The 23,835-nt window shown below is 66.7% G+C and carries 16 protein-coding genes and 1 pseudogene; 7 read left to right on the top strand and 10 right to left on the bottom strand.

Translation table 11 applies throughout. The features are described 5' to 3' along the window. Positions 1-8: 8 nt before the first annotated feature. The 4 genes and pseudogenes from ACF1CT_RS17745 to ACF1CT_RS17730 all read right to left on the bottom strand — a co-directional run. Positions 9-920 (bottom strand): carbohydrate ABC transporter permease, encoded by a 912-nt coding sequence (locus tag ACF1CT_RS17745; protein ID WP_391784779.1) that lies wholly within the window; start codon positions 918-920, stop codon positions 9-11. A gap of 9 nt (positions 921-929) precedes the next feature. Then, positions 930-1,856, bottom strand: coding sequence for a carbohydrate ABC transporter permease (locus tag ACF1CT_RS17740; protein WP_391784778.1), 927 nt, complete (start codon positions 1,854-1,856; stop codon positions 930-932). After that, the gene (locus tag ACF1CT_RS17735) at positions 1,835-3,079 is read right to left on the bottom strand and encodes an ABC transporter substrate-binding protein (protein ID WP_391784777.1); all 1,245 of its coding nucleotides are present in this window, start codon (positions 3,077-3,079) and stop codon (positions 1,835-1,837) included. Before ACF1CT_RS17735 ends, ACF1CT_RS17740 begins: the two co-directional genes overlap by 22 nt. A 411-nt stretch (positions 3,080-3,490) precedes the next feature. Beyond that, positions 3,491-4,762, bottom strand: a pseudogene (locus ACF1CT_RS17730) (alpha-L-fucosidase); the annotation flags it as partial. 123 nt (positions 4,763-4,885) lie between these two features. On the opposite strand from ACF1CT_RS17730, the gene ACF1CT_RS17725 reads away from it, so the two are divergent. Next, positions 4,886-5,662: a ribonuclease activity regulator RraA gene (locus ACF1CT_RS17725; RefSeq protein ID WP_391784776.1), complete on the top strand. Its 777-nt coding sequence runs from the start codon at positions 4,886-4,888 to the stop codon at positions 5,660-5,662. A 127-nt stretch (positions 5,663-5,789) separates the two neighbouring features. Here the strand turns inward: ACF1CT_RS17725 and ACF1CT_RS17720 are convergent, their stop codons facing one another. The 3 genes from ACF1CT_RS17720 to ACF1CT_RS17710 all read right to left on the bottom strand — a co-directional run bounded on the left by ACF1CT_RS17720 (position 5,790) and on the right by ACF1CT_RS17710 (position 8,422). After that, positions 5,790-6,587, bottom strand: a complete 798-nt coding sequence (locus ACF1CT_RS17720; protein ID WP_391784775.1) for an SDR family NAD(P)-dependent oxidoreductase — start codon at positions 6,585-6,587, stop codon at positions 5,790-5,792. Positions 6,588-6,675: 88 nt separating this feature from the next. Continuing rightward, entirely contained in the window at positions 6,676-8,133 is a 1,458-nt protein-coding gene (locus tag ACF1CT_RS17715) for an MFS transporter (RefSeq protein WP_391784774.1), read from the bottom strand. 112 nt (positions 8,134-8,245) lie between these two features. Then, positions 8,246-8,422, bottom strand: a complete 177-nt coding sequence (locus tag ACF1CT_RS17710; protein ID WP_391784773.1) for a hypothetical protein — start codon at positions 8,420-8,422, stop codon at positions 8,246-8,248. Between the two features lie 182 nt (positions 8,423-8,604). Here ACF1CT_RS17710 and ACF1CT_RS17705 point away from each other — a divergent pair, with 182 nt between their 5' ends. Next, complete coding sequence (locus ACF1CT_RS17705; protein ID WP_391784772.1) at positions 8,605-9,093, top strand: MarR family winged helix-turn-helix transcriptional regulator; 489 nt, start codon at positions 8,605-8,607, stop codon at positions 9,091-9,093. A 418-nt stretch (positions 9,094-9,511) separates the two neighbouring features. Here the strand turns inward: ACF1CT_RS17705 and ACF1CT_RS17700 are convergent, their stop codons facing one another. Continuing rightward, positions 9,512-10,078 (bottom strand): class I SAM-dependent methyltransferase, encoded by a 567-nt coding sequence (locus ACF1CT_RS17700; RefSeq protein ID WP_391784771.1) that lies wholly within the window; start codon positions 10,076-10,078, stop codon positions 9,512-9,514. A 561-nt stretch (positions 10,079-10,639) separates the two neighbouring features. Between ACF1CT_RS17700 and ACF1CT_RS17695 the strand changes: the two genes are divergently transcribed. Both ACF1CT_RS17695 and ACF1CT_RS17690 read left to right on the top strand, forming a co-directional pair. Further along, a complete protein-coding gene (locus tag ACF1CT_RS17695; RefSeq protein ID WP_391784770.1) occupies positions 10,640-11,482 on the top strand; it encodes an AraC family transcriptional regulator in 843 nt (280 codons plus the stop codon). Between the two features lie 227 nt (positions 11,483-11,709). Beyond that, the gene (locus ACF1CT_RS17690) at positions 11,710-12,561 is read left to right on the top strand and encodes a hypothetical protein (protein ID WP_391784769.1); all 852 of its coding nucleotides are present in this window, start codon (positions 11,710-11,712) and stop codon (positions 12,559-12,561) included. Between the two features lie 435 nt (positions 12,562-12,996). Here ACF1CT_RS17690 and ACF1CT_RS17685 read toward each other — a convergent pair whose 3' ends face one another. Continuing rightward, entirely contained in the window at positions 12,997-14,310 is a 1,314-nt protein-coding gene (locus tag ACF1CT_RS17685; RefSeq protein ID WP_391784768.1) for an aminotransferase class I/II-fold pyridoxal phosphate-dependent enzyme, read from the bottom strand. 226 nt (positions 14,311-14,536) lie between these two features. After that, on the bottom strand, positions 14,537-15,883 hold the full coding sequence (locus tag ACF1CT_RS17680; protein WP_391784767.1) for a cation:proton antiporter: 1,347 nt from the start codon (positions 15,881-15,883) through the stop codon (positions 14,537-14,539). 1,369 nt (positions 15,884-17,252) lie between these two features. On the opposite strand from ACF1CT_RS17680, the gene ACF1CT_RS17675 reads away from it, so the two are divergent. The 3 genes from ACF1CT_RS17675 to ACF1CT_RS17665 all read left to right on the top strand — a co-directional run. Continuing rightward, positions 17,253-18,449, top strand: coding sequence for a cytochrome P450 (locus tag ACF1CT_RS17675; protein ID WP_391784766.1), 1,197 nt, complete (start codon positions 17,253-17,255; stop codon positions 18,447-18,449). A gap of 234 nt (positions 18,450-18,683) precedes the next feature. Further along, on the top strand, positions 18,684-20,171 hold the full coding sequence (locus tag ACF1CT_RS17670) for a tryptophan 7-halogenase (RefSeq protein ID WP_391784765.1): 1,488 nt from the start codon (positions 18,684-18,686) through the stop codon (positions 20,169-20,171). 764 nt (positions 20,172-20,935) lie between these two features. Then, positions 20,936-23,835 (top strand): amino acid adenylation domain-containing protein (locus tag ACF1CT_RS17665; RefSeq protein WP_391784764.1); only part of this gene is annotated, 2,900 nt, incomplete at its 3' end.

The following is a 23,835-nucleotide window of genomic DNA, read 5'->3' as shown; positions in this document are numbered from 1 at the left end:
TCGGCGGCTCATCCCTTCACCGCGCCGACCGTGAGGCCGCTGACGATGTGACGCTGCATGTAGATGAAGAAGATGATCACGGGGGCGATCGCGAGCAGCAGGTTGGGGAACACCTTCGTCATGTCCGTCGAGTACTGGCTGATCCCGGCGTAGATCGCCGTCGTCACGGTGTAGTGGCCGGACGACGGGCTGAGCAGGATCTGCGGGCTGACGAAGTCGTTCCAGATTCCGATGGAGTTGAGGATCAGCACCGTCACGACCGCCGGGCGCATCAGCGGGAAGACGATGGTCCAGAAGGTCCGGTGCCTTCCCGCGCCGTCGATGGTCGCCGCGTGGTCGATGTCCACCGGGATGGTGCGGATGAAGCCGACGAACAGGAAGATGCTCACCGGCAGAGTCGAGGCCACGTCGTGCGCGATCAGACCGGTCACGGTGTTCGCGAGGCCGATCTCGCGCAGCACGTAGATCACCGGGATGATCACGGCCGCGCCGGGGATGAAGGTGCCGGCCAGGAAGTACAGCAACACCAACTGCGTGCGGCGCTTGAGACTGCGTGCGATCGCGTACGCGGCCGGGCCGGCCAGCAGGATGCACAGCACGTCCACGACCACGACCAGGAAGAGCGTGAACCCGTAGCCGCCGATCACGTTGTACTGGGGGCTGCTGACGGCGGCGGAGAGGTGCTCCAGCGTCAGGCCGCCGAACGGCAGCGAGAACGGGCTGTCGAGGATGTCCTGCTGCGACTTGAACGCGTTCACGACGAGCAGGTACACCGGCACGATCATGACGACGAACAGCACGCCGAGCAGCACCCAGCGCAGCGGCGAGCGGGACTCCCGCCGTTCCTCGGATTCGACGCGCGGTCCGGGGACGGGCGGTGCCGTCCGCTCCTCGCGGACCTTCGCCTCAGTTACGACCACCACCTGCTCCTAACCAGCCGCGGCTTGATCTTGACGGTTGCGCAGCGCCGTCACGAGGAGGGCGAGCACGGCGGACACGACCATCAGGAAGACCGCCTGAGCCGTCGCGTAGCCCACCTTGGTGCCCTCGAAGGAACGGGCAAGGATGAGATAGGTGAACGTCTGCGTCGAGCCGGCGGGTCCGCCACCGGTGAGGCTCACCACGATGTCGTAGGCCCGGATCAGACCCACCAGGTTGAGTACCGTGGCCACGGTCACCACCGGCGCGATCATCGGTATCACCACACGCAGGTTGGTCTGGCGCCGGGTGGCGCCGTCGATCGCGGCGGCCTCCAGCAGCTCCTTCGGCACCGTCTGGAGGGCGGCCACGAACAGCACGACGTTGAACCCGAAACCGGCCCAGACGATGACCGCGATCAGTGTGACGAGCGCGAGCTTCTCGTCGAAGAGGAAGCCGATCGGTTCGATGTCGAACTTGGCGAGCGTGTTGTTGATGGCGCCGTTGGTGCCCAGGATCGCCGCCCACAGGTACCCCAGGATCAGCGCGCTGATCACGTGCGGGAAGTAGGCGACGGCCCGGAAGAACGAGTTGCTGCGCGACCGGCCCTTGAGCACCAGCGCGTACACCAGGCCCGCGCCGACCATGAGTACGGTGCCGACCCCGGCGATGAGCGCGGTCACGTACCAGGCGTCGGTCGAACTCGGGTCGTCGAACAGATGCCGGTAGTTGTCGAGACCGATGAACCGGGACGGGGAGAAGCCGTCCCAGTCCGTCAGGCTGAGGTACACCGCGACGCCCACCGGGACCACGGTCATCACGGTGTAGAGCAGCACGGCCGGCCCCATCAGGCTGAGGGAGACCGCGGTCTCCTTCAGCCGTGCGCGCCGACGGGCGGCGGTGTGATCCCGCCGGGTCAGCTCTGCGAGTTCCACCACTTGTCCAATCCTTCGGCGGCGCCCTTGGGGGATGCGCCCGTGTACAGGGACTGGACCTGCTTGTTGAGTTCGTCGCTGAAGCCCGCGACCGGCTGGGAGGGGCCGGCCTTGACGAGCACCGACGGCGCCTTCTCCAGGATCTGCTGGACCGAGGTGCCGAGGCTGGACATCGGGTAGCTGACGCCCTCCCGCAGGTTGCCGTCGGCGGCGAGCTGGCTCTTGATCGCGGCCGGATCGGTGACCAGCCACTTGACGAAGTCGATGGCCTCGGCCTTGTGCCGCGACTTGTTCACGACGACGTACGGGTTGGAGATGTTGCCGAACTGCCCCGAGGGGTGGGCCCCGTCGGTCGGCATGGTGAACACGCCGATGTCGTCGCTCTTCTTCGCCGCGTCCGCGGCGGGCACGAAGTACGAACCCATGATGTACATCGCGGACTTGCCGTTCAGGAAGGCGGTCTGGCCGTCCGCGTAGGTGAGGCCCAGGGCGCTCTTGTCGGCGTAGCCCGAGTCGATCCACTTCTTGTAGTGCTCGAAGTAGGGGAGATAGCCGCTGTCGGCGAACGAGACCTTGCCGTCGTTGCGCTCCGCCGTCCACTTCGGGTTCTCCGTGAGGACACCCGCGTCGGCCATCATCGAGAACTGGGCGCCCGTCACCCACTGGCCCGAGGTCTGCAGGGGCTTGTACCCGGCGGACTTCAGCTTCCCCATGGCCGCGCCGAACTGATCGAGCGTCCGGATCTGCGTCGCGTCGAGTCCGGCCTCGGCGAAGGCGGACTTGTTGTAGAAGACGAGGGACTGGATCTGCTGGCCGACCCCCACCATGTAGCGCTTGCCGTCGATGGCGTACTGGTCGACCAGGGGGGTGTCGGCCGTCCAGGGCTGGTCGGAGAGGTCGGCGAACAGGGAGGCGTTCTCCGCGCTGAGCGAGATCTGCTGGGCGACGTCCGGCGGGTCGCCCGCCGCCAGGTCCTGGGTGAGCTTGGCGTTCGCCGATATCGTCCCGGTCAGCTCCAGCTTCACCTTCACACCGGGATGCTTCTTCTCGTACGTCGAGAAGAGGTCGTTCCAGTACTTCTCCGTGAGGTTCGGAGAGATGTTGACGATGACGCGGAGGGTGGTGCCCCCCGCGTCGTCGTCGGATCCGCCGCCGCAGGCGACGGCGGATGCCATCACCAGCGGAGCCACGGCGAACGCGCAGGCCCGGCGCCAGGTATTTCTCATTCGAGACACGCTCCCTTGCATGGTCATGAATTATCGATAGCCGGTTCTTTCCCACCGGCTCGCGGCTCGCAGGCAGGGGGGTGGCAGGCGCGCTGCCGGGTGGCACGGGGGGCTTGCCGACGCGCCGTGAGGGCGGGTCCGGCGCGTGGCCGGACACCGCAGGGTTCTCGCTCGAAGAACTATCGTCTATCGATTACTGATGCTATGGGTGGCACCCCGGCATGTTCAAGAGTGTTGCAAGCAATCCGCCGCTCGATCCGAGGCGTTCGCGTCGCACGGCGGCCCGGCCCCACGCACGGTCGCGGACCGGCCGGGGCCAGCCAGATGGGGCCGGCCGGATGGGGCCATCCCGCCAACTCCCCCTCGATGTGGGGGGTGTCCGGCCTCCCGCCCGAGGGGCGCGCCACTTCCTCACGCATCGTCGTCAAGTTCGAGTTCGATCACCGGCAGCAGTACGTCCGGAGGAGCGACCGGGAGCGTCAGCGTGAGCGTGCCCGGATCACGGCCGGGCGGGGCCATGTTGACGTGCTCGTGCTCCGTCCCGTCGAGCTCCTGGAAGCGGATCTCCGAACCGTCGTGCAGCAGTTGGGCGTAGCGCACCTTCCCGGCGAGGCCGGGCAGGTGGAGGTGTTTGAGGGGCCACGAGAGCAGGTGCAGGTAGAGACGTCGGCCGGACTGCGTGTAGAGAGCGTTCGGCGGGGGTTCGAAGGCGCTCGGCCCCGCGTCGTGCACGGCCCGCGCGTGGAGGGACATCCACGCCCCGAGATCCCGCAGTGTCCCGCGGGCCAGCGGATCCAGCGCGCCCCGGCCGGTGGGGCCCACATTGAGCAGCAGGTTGCCCCCGCAGGCGACGGACTGCACCAGCATCCGGACCAGCATCGCGGGATCCTTGTACGCGTGGTTGTCCCGGTCGTATCCCCATGAGCCGTTGAGGGTGTGGCAGGCCTCCCAGCGCACCGGGGCGCCGTCCCGCTCCAGCGGACGGTCGGGCTGGTACTGCTCGGGGGTCACGTAGTCGCCGGGAATTCCGAGCCGGTCGTTGACGAGGATGCCGGGCTGCAACGCGCGGACCGTGGAGAGCAGTTCCTGCGCACCCCAGGCGTCCGGCCCCTTGCCGGGATAGGTGAAGTCGAAGAACAGCAGGTCGATCGGGCCGTAGTCGGTCAGCAGCTCGCGCACCTGACCGTGCAGGTACGCGCGATAGCGCTCCATGTCCCGCGGTTCCCCGGCCGCGGCCGTCTCGCGCAACGGATGGTGCAGGTCGACGGTGAAGTCCGGGTGGTGCCAGTCGAGCAGCGAGTAGTACAGGCCCACCCGCAGCCCCTCGGCGCGCATCGCCTCCACGAACTCGGCCACCAGATCCCGTCCCGTGGCGCGGACCGAGGTGTAGTCGGTGAGGGACGAGTCGAAGAGGCAGAACCCGTCGTGGTGCTTGGCGGTCAGCACCGCGTAGCGCATGCCGGCCTCTCGGGCCGCGCGCGCCAACTCCCGTGCGTCGAACAGGTCCGGATCGAAGCGCCGCAGATAACGGTCGTACTCCTCCTGCGACATGCTCTCCCGGCTCCGCACCCACTCGTGTCGTGCCGCGAGGCTGTAGAGGCCGAAATGAACGAACAATCCGAAACGCGCGGCATCGAACCAGCCGGCGGATGCTGTGGGCACTGAACTCTCCTCGTGCTGTTGACAGTTCTCCTTGGTCGGCTGTTATCTACCATCGATAGGCGATAATGTCACTGGCGTTGCGTGCGGCGGAGTACGCGGAGAGGCCTGCGAATGAACCCGACCGGAGACCGAGAAACGCCGTCGATGGGGGATACCGAGATCTACGAATCCATGCGGGCTCCGGTCCATACCGCGTCCTACGCACGGCCGACGGCACGCATGGTGGAGGCACTCGCGGACGTGAGCGCGGCGACGGCCTGCGCGAAACTGCATCAGATGGGCATCACCCGGACCTTCATCGACGGGCCCGTGCCACTGCACCGGGAGCCGGATGTCAAGGTCACCGGCGGTGCCGTGACCCTGCAGTTCCTCCCGCAGCGCGAGGACGTCTTCTCCGGCGCCGAGCAGGAGGACATCGAGCGGAAGACCGCGCTGTGGGGCGTGCTGGAGTCCATCCGCCCCGGCGACGTGCTGGTCGTGTCGGCGTACGCCAGCCACTTCACGGGCTGCCTCGGGGACATGCTGGTGCGCTACTTCAAGCTGCGCGGCGGCGCGGGCATCGTGGTGGACGGGCGGGTACGGGACGCCGCGCGGATCCGCGCGCTGGGGGTACCCGTCTGGTGCACCGGTGTGACCCCGCACTACGCGTCGCAGACGGAGCTCTTCCCCTCCGCGTTCAATGTGCCGGTCGGTGTCGGTGGCGCCCTGGTGACCCCCGGGGACCTCATCGTGGCCGACGAGGACGGTGCCGTCGTGGTGCCGCAGCACAGCGCCGTCCCGCTGGCCGAGGACGCGCTGCTGCACCAGGACCGTGAGACGTTCGCACGGCAACGCCTCGACGAGGGCGCCCGGTTGTCCGACTACTATCCGCTCACCGGAGCGGGCATGGCCGAGTACCTGGCGAGCCGGGCCGCCGACTGAGACGGACCGGGCCGCGGGGCGGGGGCCGCACGCACGAGCGGCCCGTGGCGACGGAGGCGCCGCGCCGGAGTACGGCGCGCGGTCTCCTTCGCCCCGGGCCGCTCGTGCGGTCCCCGGACGCCGGGTGTCAGGCGGGGAGCATGGCGCGCCGACCGGGGGCGGCGGAGGACTGCATGGTCATGCCGCCGTCGACGACGAGGAGCTGTCCGGTGAGGTAACGGGATTCGTCGGAGGCGAGGAACACCATGGTGTGCCCGATGTCCTCGGGGGAGCCGAGGTAGGGCAGGGCGTTGCCGTTTCGCAGGGCCTCGACGACGTCCTCGGGGAGGTTGTCCTCCAGGGCGGGGGTCATGACGGCGCCCGGGGCGATGGCGTTGCAGCGCACGTTGTGCGGTCCGTACTGGACGGCGATCGACTTCGTGATGCTGACGACCGCGGCCTTGACGGCGCCGTACGAGGTCTGCAGGACATCGCCGACGAGTGCGGCCACGGAGGCCGTGTTGATGACGGACCCGCCACCGGCGCGGATCATGTGGGGCACCGCGTGCCGGGAACCGAGCAGTGTGCTGCGCACGTTCAGGGCGACGGCCCGGTCGAACTCGTCCATGTCCATGCGCAGCAGGTCCAGGTCCTTGCGGGGGTTGGTCCCGCCGACGTGGTTGCAGAGCACGTGCAGGGAGCCGAACTCGGTGACGGCCGCGGCGACCATGTCGGCGACCGAGCCCTCGTCGGTGACGTCCACGGTGACGGGCAGCGCCCGGCCGCCCGCGGCCTCGACGATCCCGGCGGTCTCCTCGGCGCCCAGGGTGTTGTGGTCGGCGACCACGACACGGGCACCCTCGCGGCTCATCAGCTCGGCGGCCGCCCGGCCGATCCCGCTGCCGGCTCCGGTGATGACCGCGACCTTGTCCTTCAGACGTTCCATGGTCCTGCCCTTTCGTTCTGCCTGGTGTTCGGTGTGTTGGGTGTGTTGGGTGTGTTCGGTGTGGCGTTCCGCGCGGCTGCTGGTGGGCTCAGCGCGTCGCGCCGACGGCCGGGGTGTCCGCCGGGACCGTCCCGGTGCCGCTCTCCCCGCCGCTCCGGACGGCGCGCGGAATGGCGAGGGTGAACAGGAGCCCGACGACCGTGGCGAGCATCGCCACGACGTAGGTCAGGCGGAATCCGTTTTCTGTCGGCACCTGGGCCGGGCCGAGGCTCATGGTCATGTTGGCCAGGATCGCGGCCATCACCGCGCTGGATACGGAGGTGCCGATCGATCGCATGAGCGCGTTGACCCCGTTGGCGGAAGCCGTCTCGGTCACCGGAACGGCACCCATGATGAGCGCGGGCATGGCCGCGTAGGCGATGCCGACGCCCGCGCTGACGATCATCGAGGTGATGACGATCTGCCACACCTGTGACATCAGCAGCAGCCCCGCGCCGTAGCCGACGCCTATGACGGCGACACCGATCAGGAGCGCGGTCCGGGCCCCGCGCCGGGCGGTGATCCGGGCGGAGACGGGTGACAGGGCCATCATGACCAGGCCGCCCGGTGCCAGGGCGAGCCCCGCCGCGAGTGTGGACTTGCCGAGTCCGTAGCCGGTGGCCTCGGGGGACTGGAGCAGCTGCGGGAGCGTCAGCGACATCGCGTACATGGCGAAGCCGACCAGCACGGAGGCCAGATTGGTGAACAGTACGGGACGGCGCACGGTGACCCGGAGGTCCACCAACGGCTGGGCGACGCGCATCTCGTAGACCGCCCACAGCACCAGGACCACCACGCCGCCGGCGAACAGTCCGAGGGTCGTGCCGCTCGTCCAGCCCCAGTCGCCGCCCTTGGTGACCGGCAGCAGCAGGCACACCAGGCCGGCCGCGAGTCCGACCGCGCCCGGGACGTCGAACCGTCCGGGTGCCTGGTTCGGGGACTCGGGCAGCAGGGCGATCACCAGCGCGAGGCACACGACCCCCAGTCCGGCGGAGAGCCAGAACAGGACGTGCCAGTGGGCGTACTGGACGATGGCGGCGGCGACCGGCAGACCGATCGCGCCGCCCACCCCGAGCGTCGCGCTGACCAGTGACACGGCGCTGCCGACGCGTGCGGTGGGCAGTTCGTCGCGCAGGATGCTGATGCCGACGGGGATGACGCCGGTCGCCAGCCCCTGCAGCACCCGTCCGGCGATGACCGGGATCAGGCTGTCGGACAGGGCGCACACCACGGAACCCGCGACGAGCGAGATCAGGCTGGCGACGAGGATCCGGCGCTTGCCGAACATGTCGCCGAGGCGTCCCGCTATGGGGGTGACCACGGCCGCCGCGAGGAGCGTGGCGGTGATCACCCACGAGGCGTCGGACGGTTCGGCGTGCAGCAGGTTCGGCAGCTTGGGAATGATCGGTACGACGAGCGTCTGCATGAGCGACACCACGACGCCGCTCAACGCGATCACGGCGGTGACCGCGCCCGGTCCCACCTCACGGGTGGACGTGGATGACAACGAAGGACTCCTTGAAAGGGTCGGCGTCCGTGGGACGCCGATGGATACGACGGATGCGGCCGGTACGGCGGACGCGTCAGATGGGCGGGGCGAGCGCGCCCGGGAAAGGTGTTCAGGAAGCGGGCGCGGACGGCTCCGGACCCACGGACAGGTCCCCGCGCGGAAGCGCGCCGCCATCCTGGCCGCGCTGCTGGATGCCACCCCGGCTGAGGAGCGGGAGGCCGGGGCCGTCCGGACGTGCCGGGAAGGCCGGGCTCGCGAGTACGTCCTCGGGCCGGGCTGCGCTCATGCGTTTCTCCATGCCTCGGGTGCGTCGAAGGAGGTGGTCGCATGGAGCTCGATGGGCGCCGTGCACATAATATGCACCATACACACCATGTGCATCATGCACAAATGCGAGTGGTGATCTCCGGTGCGTGGCCGGCATGCGCGATGATGAACGGGAAACGACGGCGGAAGAGGATCAAGGACATGAGTGAGCAAGAGCGCCGGCTGAGTGATCTGGAGCGGGAGCTGACCTTGCTGTCCCGGCATTTCGTCGCCGCCCGCGGCCCCCGAATCGGCCAGAGCCTGGAGCGCTCGGCCTACGTCCTGCTCACCCGGCTGGAGGTCGGTGAACCGCTCACCCTCAAGGAGCTGGCGCACACCTTCCAGGTCGGCATCTCCACCATCAACCGCCAGGTCAGCGCGATGCTTCGCAATGGCTTGGTGGAGCGCATCCCCGATCCCGACGGGGGGATCGCCCGCAAGTTCCGACCCACAGCGCTCGGCCTGGAACGGCTTGCGGCCGATCGTGCCATCAGCCGTGCGGGGACCACGCGTCTCATCGAGGCGACGGGATGGAGCGGTCCGCGGACGGAGGAGTTCCTCACCCTGCTGGTCGAGTTCAACCAGAGCATCGAGCAGCTCGAAGGCCTCACCTGGTCGCGTTCGGACCCGGCGGACGACTCCTCGGCCTGACCCCGGCTCCTGACCCGACTCGGGCGCGCGCGGTGCGCGTCGCCCGGGCGCCGGTCAGCAGGCCGGAACGCCCGACGCGAGCGTGCGGGCCCGGGCGGCACAGTGGCGCGGTCGCGAGCCCGGTCGGCTGTCTGAGGGGGACGAGCAGGATGCGTCCACTGCGCGCACGCGATCCGGGGAGGGAATGAGTACGGACGACCCCCTCGCGCGTCGAGGCCGGACGAAGCCGTGTCGCCGCAGGTCGTACGGGAGCACCGCGCGCACCGGGGGCCGGTAGGACGGCACGGGCCGGATCAGTACACGGGCCGAGCCGGGTTCGTGGGCGCGTCACCGGACCGTGCGGGGACCGGGACGGACGCAGCGGTGGTTCCGTGGCCGACGCCCGCACCTCGGTCGTTGCCGTCCGATCGCGCCACGATCAGGTTCTGCGGGCCAGGAAGCGGACCTGCCGACCACGTCGGTGCCGCGATTCCACCGCCCCGAAGCCGGCTCGGCGCAGGCGCGCGGGCAGTGTCACCGGGTCGAGCACCACCATGGTGTCGCCGATGTGCAACAGCCGGAACCCCGGGTTGGGCAGACTGTCCACACCCCGGAACACCCCACCCGGCCGCAGCACACGGCATGCCTCGGCGAACAGGGCGTCCTGCAACGCGGCGGAGGGCACATGGTGCAGCATGGTGAAGCAGACGACGGCGGAGAACCTCCCGTCCGGGAAGGGAAGCCGGGTGCCGTCGCCGTGCACGATCTCGACCCGGTCGGCGAACTCGGCACGCAACAGGGCCACGGAGGCCTCATCGATTTCGACTGCGGTCAGTTTCGTCGTGCGGGACGCCAACGCGCGGGTGGTGGCACCGAAACCGGGCCCGATCTCCAGGACGTCGTCCCCCAGGTCGACGTCGGCAAGCATCTCCGGCATCCGTTCCGCCACGTCGGCGGCCCAGCGGGCGGAGCTGCAGATCTTGCGATGCAGGTAATTCATCGGCATGACACGACCTTAGGAACGCCGTGCGCGGGCCGCGAGATCCCGTCGGGCCAGATGATGTCGCACAGAGGCCAGCGCCCGGAGGGCATCGGCCTCGGGCCGTGTCCTCGCACGGGCGTCCTCCGGCCCGAGACCGGGATCCAAGGCTGTTCTGCACTTCCCGGCGGGTGCGCGAAGCCGGCCACGGCACCTCGCCGCGTCGCCGGAGCGCCCGAACGCACCGCGTGCCCGGGCATCCAGCCCTGCGACGCACCGCGTCCGACGCCGCACGCCCAGCGACCGGGGATCACAAGACAGCCCTGACGAGCTGGGGAGCAGGCGAGGGGAAGCAGTGAGCAGCGTCATGCGGTTTCGGACCCGCGGCGGAGGAGGGAGTGAGGGCGCGTGGGACCTCTCCTGTTCGAGCGAGGCCGGGAACGTGGGGAACCTCGCGACCGACGACAACGCGGGAGGCGCAGGCACAGGGCGTCGCGAGTCCGCCCTCTCCCGCTCCCCAGCTCGTTAGGGTGGGCGGGTGGTTTCTTCAAGCCTCGGCAGTGGCCGGTCGTCCGATGGGGCCCTCGCGTGACGCCGGCGGCGGAACACGGCGCGGGGGCGATCGTGGTGGGTGCCTTCCCGCTGCCCGCGGGCCGGTGGTTCCCGGCGCATGAGCATCCACAGCACCAACTGGCCTGGGCCACCAGGGGGGTGCTGGGGGTGACGGTCGACGAGGACACCTGGGTACTGCCGCCCACCCGCGCCCTGTGGATTCCGGCAGGGACCGTCCACCGGACCGGCGCACCACGCGACACCACCTTCCACAGCCTGTACCTCGATCCCACTCGCTGCCCGATGGACTGGCCGACACCGGTCGCGGTCGCCGTCGGCGAGTTGCTCACCCAACTGCTGGCCCACCTCGGCCGTGCCGATCTCATGCCGGACGCACGGCTGCGCGCCGAGTCGGTGGTCTTCGATCTGCTCCAACCGCTGCCCAGCACACCGATCGCGGTGCCCGAACCCGTCGACGACCGTGCGCGGGCGGTGGCCGCGCTGCTGCTGGCGGATCCCACCGACTCACGCACTCTCGAAGCGCTGGCACGCGCGGTCGGCACCAGTCGCCGGACCCTGAGCCGGATCTTCGTCCAGGACACCGGAATGAGCTTCGACCGCTGGCGCACCCAACTGCGCCTGCGCGCCGCTTTGCCGCTGCTCGCCGACGGACTCCCGGTCGCCCAGGTGGCCCATGCCGTCGGCTACGCCACGCCCAGTGCCTTCCTCGCCGCCTTCCGCCGGACCGTCGGCACCACCCCCCGGCGCTACTTGCACCATGCGGACGCCCCTGCGCCGAAGGCATCGAGCCGTTCACCGCAGGAGTACCGGCATCCGGCCGAACGGCACCCCTCGTCCGCGACGCGTTCGACCGCCTGACCGCGCGGGGCGGCGCCGTGCTCCGGCAGGTCGAAGCCCGGACGACACCTTCGAAGGCGGCAGCGGGCCGGGGCCGCACACCTCGGCGAAGTCAGCCAAGTCGCCTTCCGCCAAAGGGTTGATGGGCATGGTGTTGTTGCAGCCCCTCTCCCCCGGGGAAGCGTAGTCGTGTGATGTCGACCGGAGGAGGCAGGGCTCAGATGAAGCCGGGCAGGACAACAGCGACTGTGGCGACCGCGATCGTGCTGGCCATCGGGGGTGCGGCGTCCCCCGCGACGGCCTCGACCTGGACGCGGACGGGGGACTACTACCGGTGGACCGGGTTCAACGCGTTGGAGCGCGGGCAGGGCGTGGCGACGGACGGGACGTACTTCTACTACGCCGGACCCGGCGGAATGGTGAAGGCTACCGTCTCGAACGACTCCGAGGTCGCCTCGTCGTTGTTCCCGATCCCGTTGTCGCTGAGCCAGATGTACGGCAGCGATCACATCGGGGATGTCGAATACCACGACGGCTACGTGATCGCCCCGATCGAGGACGGTGGCAACGACTACGGGCATCCGCTGCTGGCGCTGTACAACGCGAGTGACCTGAGCTACACCGGCCGTTATGTTCAACTGCCTCTCGCGCAGATGCCCGGCGGGGTGCCGTGGGTCGCGGTGGACGCCGCCGCCGGACTGGTGTACACCGCACCCTGGACCCAGGACTCCGGGCAGGGGACCAACAAGCTGGTCGCCTACAGTCTGAACGATCTGCTGACCCTTCCGGCCGGCTCCACGCTCCCGGTGGTGAACACCGTGACGTTGTCCCAGCCCCTGAGCAGGATCCAGGGCGCCGCGATGTGGCAGGGCAAGCTCTACGCTTCCGTGGATGATTCGGCCAAGTCGGTCTACTCGATCGACGCGGTCTCGGGCCAGGTCTCCTACGCGTTCCATCAGGACGTCGAATCCGGGGACGAGGTCCAGGGGATCGCCGCCTGGGACTTCGGTGCCTCGGGAGGCCAACTGCACATCGTGCATGTGGGTTCGGGCCTGAAGAAGATCTTTCTCTATCTCCAGCACTACTCCCGGACCGGCTGACCCCCGGGGCACCGGGACTCGGGCACGAGGAACCGGTGTGCCGCCGACCGGTCCGGAGCGGCACACCGGTAGGCCCATTCGGCCCCGCCGGGAGCGGACGGCCGACGCCCCGTCCCACCGGCGTCGCGGAGGGCTCCGCCGTCCACGCTCGTGGCTCGTCTCCGCCGCTGGACGGCCAGGGGGTCCTGGACCACCGGCTCCACCACCACCGAGTACGGCTATGACCCCGCGTCCAACCGGATCGCCCCCGGTAACGCGACGGCCACGTACCGCCTCCGCAACCGTCTGAGCTCCGAGGGGACTTCCGCCTGCGCACACTCCGCAGGCGGCACCCTCACCGCGGTGACTCCTCCTTCGGCCGACCGGCCCCGGCTTTGCGAGGGATGCCCTGACGGCGCGCTGCCCGCAGTCGGCGGCGGGCCGTCAATGGTGACCTCACGCGTGGTGGGCGCGGCTCAGTTGGGTGAGGCCCTCGGCGATCCGCGCGATGCCTTCCCCGATGGTGCCTTCATCGGCGCTGAGGCTGATACGGAAGCACCGTGTGCCGTGACTGTTCAGGGCGGCATCAGCCGACGGGGGCACGAAGAAGTGTCGTCCGGGAACGATGAACACCTTTTTCGTCTTCATCAACTCATAAAGGGCCATGTCGTCGAACCAGGGCTCGTCGACCCACAGCCAGCAGAACATGCCGCCCTCGCTGGTGTGCAGCCGCCAGTTGACCGAAGCCGGCAGCAGTTCGGCGAGCAGGCGCTCCACGCTCCGGCGACGTGCCTGGTAGAACGGGGCGATCACAGAGGAGGCGAGTTTCTCCAGCGCTCCGGTGGTCAGCGACCGGGCGGCCACCAACTGCATCAATTGCGGTGCGTGCAAAGCAGAGTTGGCCATGAACGACACCATGGGACGGATGTACCGATCCGGTCCGATGGCGAAGCCGATCCGTTCCGCCGGAAGCCCGGCCTTCGACAGTGTGAAGCAGTTGATCAAGTAATCGTCCTGTTGCGGCGCCACGCGTGAGGCGGCGATGCGAGGAAAGGGCTCACCGTAGGCGTGGTCCACGAACAGGGGCACATCGCGCTGCCGCGCGGCGCTGAGCAGACGGGCGAGTTCGTCGCCGTCGACGCTGCGGCCGGTCGGGTTGCTCGGGCTGGACAGGAGGAACATGCCCGCTTCACGGCACTGATCCAAGGCATCGAAATCGAAGGCATAGTGGAAGGAGCGGTCGCCGGACAGCAGAACCCTCGGAGTGAAGCCGATGACGCCGTCGCGGTCCAGGGAGAGCCCCTGATACCCCGCGTAGTCCGGAGTCATGGGCAACACGAGTCGCTGGGGCTGTTCCGTGCCGGTCGAGCCGGTGAAGAGGGCCGCCGCCATGAAGCAGAGCATTTGGCTGCCCGGCCCCACCACCACGTTGTCCGCAGTGATGTCCCACCCGTAGCTGGTGTTGAAATGGTCGACGATCGCGTCGACCAGGGCGGGCAAACCGCGCGAGGGTCCGTATCGGGAGCTCGTCGCGGTGAAATCCGCCGTTGCGGCCTGCACGGTCAACTCCCTCCAGGTGTCGACGACCTCGTCGATGAGAGCGGGGTTGCCGACACTGAGGTTCAGCCAGTTGGAAGAGCCCGCGGCGGTCGAGGCCGCTATGTCCTCCATGATGGTCCGCAACCCTGACATGCCGGACATCTTCTGTCCGATCCGTGAAAGTCTCATGGTCGCGCTGTCCCTTCTCTGATCCTGGGCTTCGGTGAGCACCAGGGAAAGTTGACGTGCTGTGCCAGAGGTGGCCGGGTCGAAGTCAGGAGCGCAGATTCGCGCTTTCGGTATCGGAGTCCTTGGCCACAGTTGAATTTCGAATGGTCGAGGGTGCTAGGCCGTGTCTGACAATTCCGCGTGGAATTGTCAGACACGGCCTACTGGCCGGATGGACTTCCTGACCGGAATAGGAGAATGGTGGGAGTTCAGTGGGGCCGGTCGGGCATCAGGCTCTTTCATGAGTTCCCTTTTCGAGGCTGAGTGCCGCAGAGGTACTCCTGGAACCATTCTCTCCGTGCTTCACCGAAGGCAGTTGTGCCGCTCTCGGATAAACATGTTGGAGGAGCGGTCCCGTCATCACCGTGGTGATTACCGCCATGACGACCATCGCGGTGAACAATCGGGAGTCGAGAACACCCAGGGAGAGGCCGACGTTGAGGATGACCAGTTCGGTCAGTCCGCGCGTGTTGAGGAGAATTCCGAGGACGACCGAATCGCGTCCCGTTGCTCCGGTGAGACGGGCCGCGCCGGCGGCGCCCGCGAACTTGCCCACGCAGGCCACGGTGACCACGGCGAGAACCATGACCAGACCTTCGGTGCCGAGCCCGGCGAGGTTCACCGACAGTCCGGTTACGGTGAAGAAGGTCGGAAGCAGGAGCAGACTGCTCTGCTCGATGCGTTCGGGGACCTCGGGGGCCGTGGCGTCGATCTGCCGACGCGGGACCGCCGCGCCGAAGGCGAAGGCGCCGAATACGGCGTGCAGCCCAATTTCCTCGGTACCCCACGCGCAGAGCAGCAGACCGATCACCAGCGTGGCGTGGATGACCGGAGCGCCGGCCCAGCGCCGCTCCGGGGCGAACAGCCAGGTCAGGGCGGGGCGCACGACGTAGTTGAGACCGAGGGCGAAGGCAGCCGCTTCGATGGCCATGCGCGCGAGGGGCCAACCGCCGCTGGCATTTACTGTGGCGACGATCACCGCGAGCACGCACCAGGCGAGAAGGTCCTGGACGGCCGCGCAGGCGAGGGACATGGTCCCGAGCCGGTTCCTGTGCATGCCGCGCTCGGTGATGATCCGGGCCAGTACAGGGAAAGCTGTAATGGACATCGCGACGCCGAGGAAGAGGGAAAACGACAGCAGGTCGTGCACCTTCATGCCCGGAGTGTCGAGCGAGGGAAACAGCAGTACTGCCAGGCCCATTCCCAGCGCGAAGGGCAAGACGACCGAACTCAGGGAAACTGCTGTCACTTGACGTCCGACACCTCGTAGATGGGAGATGTCCAGTTGGTACCCCACGCCGAACATGAAGAGGACCAACCCTAATTGGGAAAGGACGTTCAGATAGGGGAGTATGTGGGCGGGGAAGAGTGCTTCGGTGGGGTTTCCCGGGAGCAGCCCGAGGAGGCTGGGACCCAGCGCAAGGCCTGCGATGATCTCGCCGATCACGGCAGGCTGCCGAATTCGCCGAGCAAGTGTGGCGAAGATATAGGCGGCCGCGAGTATGACGGCCAGGGCTATCAGCACGCTACCGGTGGCCGCCTTGACGGCCTCGGCGGCCATGTGTGTGTTTGCCACGTCTTCAGCAATCCTAGGGTGTCAGCGGGACGTCACGCCCTTGGCGTGAACTGTGTTGTCCGTCGACAGACCTTGCCGACGAGTGGCCGGGCTCTGTGCCAAGTGGTTGGTCTGAGCATGGAGGTCGTCGCACGAAGCCGCTCGATGCCTCAGAACGCCTCAGGCGGGTGCGAGTTCACTCATGGGTCTTGAGGACGAGGGAGGAAGCCGCCGCACTGGCCTGCGCAGGGCAGCGGACCTCGATCTCCTTGAGCTCCGTTCGTACCAACAGGCCGAACAACAGCGCTCTACGCCGACCGCCCATCGGGTTGGCCGGCACCCGCTCCCCGTTCCGCGGCTCCGCCGGCGCGCACAGTGGAGCGCGTCCGATTGGCCGCCTCGGCCAGTCCAGGCCGGCCGTCCTCCCCGGAAGTCCGGTCGCTCCCCGCACACAACGATGCACAGGCGACGATGACGCCCGCTGCTGGTTCCACCATGGCTGCTTGGCTCCGCCTCCGCTTGACGGCTCCCGTGGTCCTGGCACTTCCATGAGCCCGGACATCTCAGCCACCTCCCCCCAGGTTGCCCGACGGTCGCCCGTCGGTGACGGAAACAACCATCACGATCTTTACACCATAGCCAATGCGATCGCTACAACTCCCCGTATCCCAAGGGCGGTTGAAGACTCCAACGAAACGAGGCCCCTGGTGAGCAGGGGTACGGACAAGATGTCTTGACTGTCCGGAAGCGTCGCCGGACCACGCACTGACGGGTGGCCGAGCCGTCAGGTGCGGATCTGTGGCGTTCCCGTGCCCGCTGGGGTGCGGTCGGCACTCGCGGACGAACCTACGCAGGAACGCCGGCCCTTCGGCCAAAAGAAGAGGTCGGAGCCGGTGCTCGGCACGGCCGAGCGCGTTGTGGTGCGGGAACACGCTTGGATTCCGCGAGCATCGTGGAACACCGCAATCCATGGCCGGATCGTCGCTGATACCCCGTACTGCCGCAGAAGCCGCAAGCGTCACGGCCTCGCCATTGAACTCCGCGGCAGCGCGATCGGTCAACCGTTTCCGGCATCCGAAGGCAGTCGGGCGGGCTCCGGCCGGCCGACGTCTGTTCCGTGTGCACTCGGGAACTCTTCCTACGCGTTCCCGTAACACGGAAGGGCTGCGATGGTAGCGTTCGATCTCGCCCGGCGGTTCCAGGCAGGCCTTCCGCTGCCGCTCCTCCAGGGGAGGGCCCGGGCGCAACGCTGAAGCCGTCGCGGGCGTCGCCCCGCGCGAGAGTTTCCTCTTCGAAGAATCCAGAGCGGAACTTGCCGGACCACTCCTCGGGATATCAAAAGAATTCTCCGAACCGAAAGTGAGCCAGTTGTAGCGTGGCTATTACAAAAGTGCCCAGCCTGCTCGAACTTTTCAGCCCGGAATATTCGGCCGACCCATACGTCTTCTACCGGGAGGTTCGCGAGGAGAATCCGGTCTACTATGACAAAATGACGCGCAGCTGGGTTGTTCTCGGATACGATGAGATCAGTAGGCTGTCCAAGGACGAGCGTTTATCCGGCGCTCGAATAGAGAGCTTCTACGAAAAGCTTCCGGCTGATGCCCAGGTCGAGATGAAGCCGCTCAAGGAAGCCATATCGGACATGATGGTGTTTCATGAGCCGCCGCGGCACACCAAGCTCCGCCAGTTGATCAAGCCGGGACTCACCCCGCGCTTCATCCGGGAAATGCGGCCCATTATCGAGGCAATAGCGGACGAGCTCCTCGACCGCGTTGTCGGTCAAGGCCGCATGGACGTGATCCATGACTTCTCCGAACCCTTGACCAGGCGAGTGGTTGCCCGGCTGGCCGGAGTGCCGGATCATGCAGCCCATCTGTTGGAGAACTGGCAGGGCCTGCTCTTTGAACTGTTCGCGCAGTCCCGCAAGGAAATTCCGCGCGTGACCGCCCTCCGGAACGCCTTTGACGAGGGCGCAGAGGAGCGACGGGCCGGCATCGGAACGGATTTCTTCAGCCTGATCGTCGCGGAGCAGCTTCAGAACGGCGACTTCACCGAGGACGAGGTCTTCGCCAATTTCCTGATGCTCATCGATGCGGGACAGGCAACGACGACCCATCTCATCGGGAACGCGGTGCTGGCACTCCTCCGGAACCGCGATCAGCTGGAACTGCTGCGAGACCGGCCCGAACTGGGGGCCAAGGCCGCCCACGAGTTCCTGCGCTACGACAGTTCCGTACAGTTCACCACCCGTGTCGCGCTCGTCGATATCGATGTCCAGGGGCATCGGATCTCGCAAGGGCAGTCGGTCACCCTGGTGCTGGGATCGGGAAATCGCGATCCCCTCAAATATAAGAATCCAGACCGCCTCGATATCACTCGGCACGCCGCCGACCACCTTTCCTTCGGGCATGGCATTCACTACTGCCTTGGCGCCTCGCTTGCGGTCTCCGAGATCGAGATAGCAGTTTCCAGGTTGCTGGAACGTGCTTCGGGGATTCGTCTTCGTGAGGCTCGGCCCACATGGCAGGACAACATCAACTTCCGTTTTTTGAAGGAGCTTCCGGTGGTGTTCGAGCCCACCCGTTGAAGAACTGATCGTCCGTCGGGGGGTGGGCTGTCGCAGCAACGGGAAACCTCTCGAATTCGATGTGTCGCTCCCGCTTTCGGAGAAGAGACCTCCCGGCAGACGGGCGCGTCGTTCAGCGGGACCGAGCTGGAGCGGACGACTTCGAATCCGGATGGCGGGCTTTCTGTCCGTTGTCGGCACCGCTCCCGTGCGTACTTCATGAGTCCGGGACATACAACTGTGGGGAGTTAGATCATGAACGCAACAACTACGGAGCAATTCGACCTGGTAGTGGTCGGCGGCGGGCCGTCGGGGTCGACCCTCGCTGCGATGGTGGCCATGCGCGGGCATCGGGTCCTGCTGCTGGAGAAGGAGAGCTTCCCCAGGTATCAGATTGGTGAGTCGCTGCTTCCCTCGACGGTCCATGGTGTCTGCAAGCTGCTGGGTGTGACCAAGGAACTGGAAGCCGCCAGTTTCGTCAGAAAGCTCGGTGGGACCTTCCGCTGGGGCGCGAACCCCGAGCCGTGGACCTTCGTCTTCGCCATATCACCGAAGCTCGCAGGTCCGACCTCATATGCGTACCAGGTCGAGAGGATGAAGTTTGATCAGATTCTTCTCGACAACGCCCGCCGGGTGGGGGTGGAGGTGAGGGAGGAATGCTCGGTGACCGACGTCACCACGGAAGGTGACCGGGTAACCGGACTGCGGTACACCGACGCGGAGGGTCAGGACCACCAGATATCCGCGACGATGGTGGCGGACTGTTCCGGCAACCGTAGCCGCATTCACAAGCACACGGGTGGGCGTCGCGTCTACTCCGAGTTCTTCCAGAACGTCGCACTGTTCGGGTATTTTGAGGGCGGCAAGCGGTTGTCCGCGCCGCGCAGCGGAAACATCGTATGCGAAGCCTTTGACGACGGCTGGTTCTGGTATATCCCGCTCTCCGACAGCCTGACCAGTGTGGGGGCGGTCGTGGCGCGGGAGAGGGCCGATCAGATCCAGGGAGATCCCGAAAAGGCCCTGCTCAAACTCATTGGGCGAAGCCCGCTGATCCAGGACCTGTTGTCCGACGCACGGCGGGTGACTGAGGGGCCCTACGGTGAGATCCGGGTGCGGAAGGACTACTCGTACTGCGACACGGCCTTCTGGAAGCCCGGAATGGTTCTGGCCGGGGACGCCGCTTGCTTTGTCGACCCGGTGTTCTCCTCCGGTGTCCATCTGGCGACCTACAGTGGTTTGCTGGCCGCCCGTTCGATCAACAGCGTTCTCTCCGGGGAGATCGACGAGCAGCGCAGCTTCGACGAGTTCGAAAGGCGCTACCGCAGGGAGTACGGACTCTTTTATGAGTTCCTGGTTTCCTTCTACGACATGCACCATGACGAACAATCATATTTCTGGAACGCGAAGAAGCTGACCAACACCGGGACATCGGATGCCGAAGCCTTCGTCGAGTTGGTCGGTGGCGCCGCCTCCGGTGACCTGGCGCTGGCCGGCCGCCGCCTGGCCGGCGCGGCTGACCAACTGGCGCAGGCCGTCGGATCGGTGCACGAGAGCGGGCACGGCGGCGCGGATCAGCCGGCCCCTCTCTTCAAGACGGCGATCATCGGTGAGGTGATGCAGGAAAGCGCCCGGGTCCAAGCGCGCGCCGCCCTGGGGGCCGAGTTGAATGACGAGAAACCGCTGTTCAGTGGCGGACTTGTGCCTTCCGGAGATGGCATGTCCTGGGAGATTCCGGCGAGCTGAGCGGTGCCTGCGGGGCCCACCACGGTTGGGTCGACCGCCCCTGCTCAGGCAGGGGCGGAAGATTAAGAATGTCACTTGACGCGTTCTGACTCTGCTGATTGACTCACGATGATCGCTTGGCGACAGATCTTGAGCGCCTTTCGTGGTTTTGCTCACTCAACGGGGGATTGAGCCTTTGTGTCAGAACGCAATCGACAGACTTGGTCGCATCGATTCAGATTCAACAGTGACCACTGAGATCCGCCGCGGGACAAGCCGCCGGAGCGGACCGGTCAATGGGGAAGCACAGATTTCTCCCTAGGGGCTGTCCCGCAATTCCTTGTGGGCGCGCGGCGCTCGACTGCAGCGCCTCGCGGCGTTGTTGGCACGTTCGTGTACATCCAAGTATGTGAACGTCCCTCCGCCGTGCAATGCGCCGCATCCGACGCCGCGCACCGATCCAGCGCGGATTACGGGACAGCCCTCGGCCAACTGATCTCCGGTGATTTCCCGCAGGATTCACCACAGACTTCATCGCAGAGCCGTCGAAGCGGCGCAGTTCATAGCGCGGCCTTGAGGATGGCAGGGTTTTACCATGCCCTGCCTCCATTCTGCCTGCCTTCATCCTCTGCTTCCTGGGTCGACGTATGTGCTCTCGGCCTCCGTCGAAGCGATGAGACGCGCCCGCTTGTACGCGGCCGTGTGGGTGGCTCGCGTCCGGCTTCGCCAGATATTCGACCAACATCCCAGCATTGCTCCAGTAGGGCAGGAAGAAGGAACAGCTCGTGATCCCGTTGTCCTTTGCGCAACGTCGGTTGTGGTTCCAGCACAAGCTGGAAGGGGCGTCGCCGACCTACAACATGCCGCTGGCGTTGCGACTGAAGGGCGACGTGGACGCGGAGACGCTCAAGGCCGCACTGCGGGATGTGATGGAGCGACACGAGTCGTTACGTACGGTATTTCCTGACGTTCACGGTGAACCACATCAGCTGGTGCTGGACCCGGCAGACATCCGGCTCGGCTGGGAGCGCCTGCCAGCGACGGAGGAGGAGCTGCCGAAGGCTCTTGAGGAGGCGGCTCGTTACGGGTTCGACCTCTCCTCCGAAGTGCCGATTCGGGCCTGGCTCTTCGACATCGGCTCCGACGACTGCGTGTTGATGCTCTTGATGCACCACATCGCCGGTGACGGCTGGTCGATGGGCCCGCTCACACGTGACCTGACCGAGGCGTACACCGCACGGATCGAGGGACGGGATCCGCAGTGGTCCGAACTTCCGGTGCAGTATGTGGACTACACGCTCTGGCAACGTGAGCTCCTCGGCGAGGAGTCGGATCCGGAGAGCGTGCTGGCACGTCAAGTCGTCTACTGGAAAGAGCAGCTGTCCGGCCTCCCCGAGCGGGTGAGCTTCCCCACCGACCGCGCGCGTCCCGCGGTGGCTTCCTACGAAGGCGCTCAGCTGACGTTTGCCATGGACAAGGAGTTGCACCGGCAACTGGTCGGGCTGGCACGGCGCTTCAACGCGACCGTGTTCATGGTGTTGCAGGCCGGTATGGCGGCGCTGCTGACGCGACTGGGCGAGGGCTCCGACATTCCGTTGGGAAGTGGCATCGCGGGCCGCACCGATGAGGCGCTGGACGACCTCATCGGCCTCTTTGTGAATATGTTTGTGCTGCGTACGGACACCTCGGGCGACCCGAAATTCGAAGACCTGCTGGACCGTGTGCGCCGCACCAGCCTGGCCGCGTATGAACACCAGGATGTGCCGTTCGAGCACCTGGTGGAGCTGCTCAACCCCAAGCGTTCGCCCGCCCACCACCCCCTCTTCCAAGTGGCACTCGTTCTCCAGAACGCGCCGAGCGGGGACTTCGAACTCCCCGGCCTCCAGGTGCAGGCTGAGATCCTCGGCTCCGGAACGTCCCGCTTCGACACACTGATCTCCCTCAGCGAATGCCACGACGAGGCGGGCGTCCCGGAGGGGATCGAGGTGTTCGTCGAGTACGCGACGGATCTGTTCGATCGTGTGACGGTTGAGGGGTTGTTGGGTCGGTGGGTGCGGTTGTTGGAGCAGGTGGTGGTGGATCCGTCGTTGCGGATCGGGCGGGTGGAGTTGTTGTCTGCGGAGGAGCGTGGTCGGTTGTTGGTGGGGTGGAATGATACGGCTGTCGAGGTGCCTGAGGCGACGATGGCTGGTTTGTTCGAGCGGTGGGTGCGGTGTGTTCCTGATGCGACTGCGGTGGTGCGTGGTGGGGAGTTGTTGTCGTATGGGGAGTTGAATGTGCGGGCGAACCGGCTGGCGCACTGGTTGATCGGGCAGGGGGTGGGGCCGGAGGACAAGGTGGGGGTGTTGCTGCCGCGGTCGGTGGATCTGGTGGTGGCGGCGCTTGCTGTGCTGAAGGCGGGGGGTGCTTATGTGCCTGTTGATCTTGAGTATCCGGCGGAGCGGCGGGCGTTCGTTCTGGCGGATGTGGCTCCGGTTCTGTGTGTTGATGCGGAGGTGATGGGGCTGGATGTGTCGGGGTTCCCGGATACGGATCCGGGGGTTGGTGTGTGGTTGGGGAATCCGGCTTATGTTATTTATACGTCGGGTTCTACTGGGCTTCCGAAGGGTGTGGTGGTTACTCATCGGGGTGTGGCGAGTCTGGCGCGTTCCCAGGTGGAGTTGTTGGGGCTTGGTTCGGGTAGTCGGGTGTTGCAGTTTGCTTCGCCGAGTTTTGATACGGCGTTCTGGGATATGTTGGTGGCTTTTTCTTCTGGTGCTGCTCTGGTGGTGCCGGAGCGTGGGCGTTTGGTGGGTGAGGATCTGCGGCGGGTGCTGGCGGAGGGGCGGGTGACGCATGCGTTTATTCCGCCTTCGGTGGTGGCGACTTTGCCGGCGGATGCGGCGGTTGAGCTGTCTGAGTTCGAGTGTCTGGCGACGGGTGCGGAGGCGGTGCCGCCGGAGTTGGTGGCGCGGTGGTCGGGTGGGCGTCGGGTCATGAATGGTTATGGTCCGACGGAGTCGACGGTGATTGTCACGATGGCGGGGCCGTTGTCGGGGGGTGTTGTTCCGGTTGGTCGTCCGGTGGTGAATACGCGGGTGTATGTGCTGGATGGTGGGCTGGGGCCGGTGCCGGTGGGGGTGCCGGGTGAGTTGTATGTGTCGGGTGCGGGTCTGGCGCGTGGTTATGTGCAGCGTCCGGCGCTGACGTCGGAGCGGTTTGTTGCCTGTCCGTTCGAGCCGGGTGAGCGGATGTACCGGACGGGTGATCTGGTGCGGTGGCGTGGGGATGGCCAGCTGGAGTATCTGGGCCGTATTGATCATCAGGTGAAGGTTCGTGGGTTCCGTATCGAGCCCGGGGAGATCGAGTCGTTGTTGCTGGCTCAGGCGGGTGTGGGTCAGGCGGCGGTGGTGGCCCGTGAGGATGTGGCCGAGGATCAGCGGCTCGTTGCTTATGTGGTGCCGGATCTGGAGGCTGCTGCGGAGGTTTTTCCGGTTCCCGGGGTGAGTGCTTCCGGTGTGGTGGCTTCTGGTGTGGATGCTCAGGTGGGGGAGTGGCGGGAGATTTATGATTCGGTGTATTCCGGGTCGGGTGTGGGTGGTGGTGTGTTTGGTGAGGATTTTGTGGGGTGGGACAGTTCGTATACGGGTGAGCCGATTCCGTCTGGGGTGATGCGGGAGTGGCGTGATGCGGTTGTGGGGCGGGT

Source organism: Streptomyces sp. NPDC014734 (assembly GCF_043083325.1).
GTDB lineage: Bacteria > Actinomycetota > Actinomycetes > Streptomycetales > Streptomycetaceae > Streptomyces.
Note: the sequence above shows the minus strand (reverse complement) of the source record. Positions and strands in the feature narration are given on the sequence as shown.

What these genes read in the sequence shown, in the direction of transcription:
- ACF1CT_RS17670 (WP_391784765.1), top strand. Translation starts at nt 18,684, where the DNA reads ATGAACGCAACAACTACGGAGCAATTCGACCTGGTAGTGGTCGGCGGC.
- ACF1CT_RS17700 (WP_391784771.1), bottom strand. Translation starts at nt 10,078, where the DNA reads ATGCCGATGAATTACCTGCATCGCAAGATCTGCAGCTCCGCCCGCTGG.
- ACF1CT_RS17710 (WP_391784773.1), bottom strand. Translation starts at nt 8,422, where the DNA reads ATGAGCGCAGCCCGGCCCGAGGACGTACTCGCGAGCCCGGCCTTCCCG.
- ACF1CT_RS17725 (WP_391784776.1), top strand. Translation starts at nt 4,886, where the DNA reads ATGGGGGATACCGAGATCTACGAATCCATGCGGGCTCCGGTCCATACC.
- ACF1CT_RS17705 (WP_391784772.1), top strand. Translation starts at nt 8,605, where the DNA reads ATGAGTGAGCAAGAGCGCCGGCTGAGTGATCTGGAGCGGGAGCTGACC.
- ACF1CT_RS17720 (WP_391784775.1), bottom strand. Translation starts at nt 6,587, where the DNA reads ATGGAACGTCTGAAGGACAAGGTCGCGGTCATCACCGGAGCCGGCAGC.
- ACF1CT_RS17735 (WP_391784777.1), bottom strand. Translation starts at nt 3,079, where the DNA reads ATGAGAAATACCTGGCGCCGGGCCTGCGCGTTCGCCGTGGCTCCGCTG.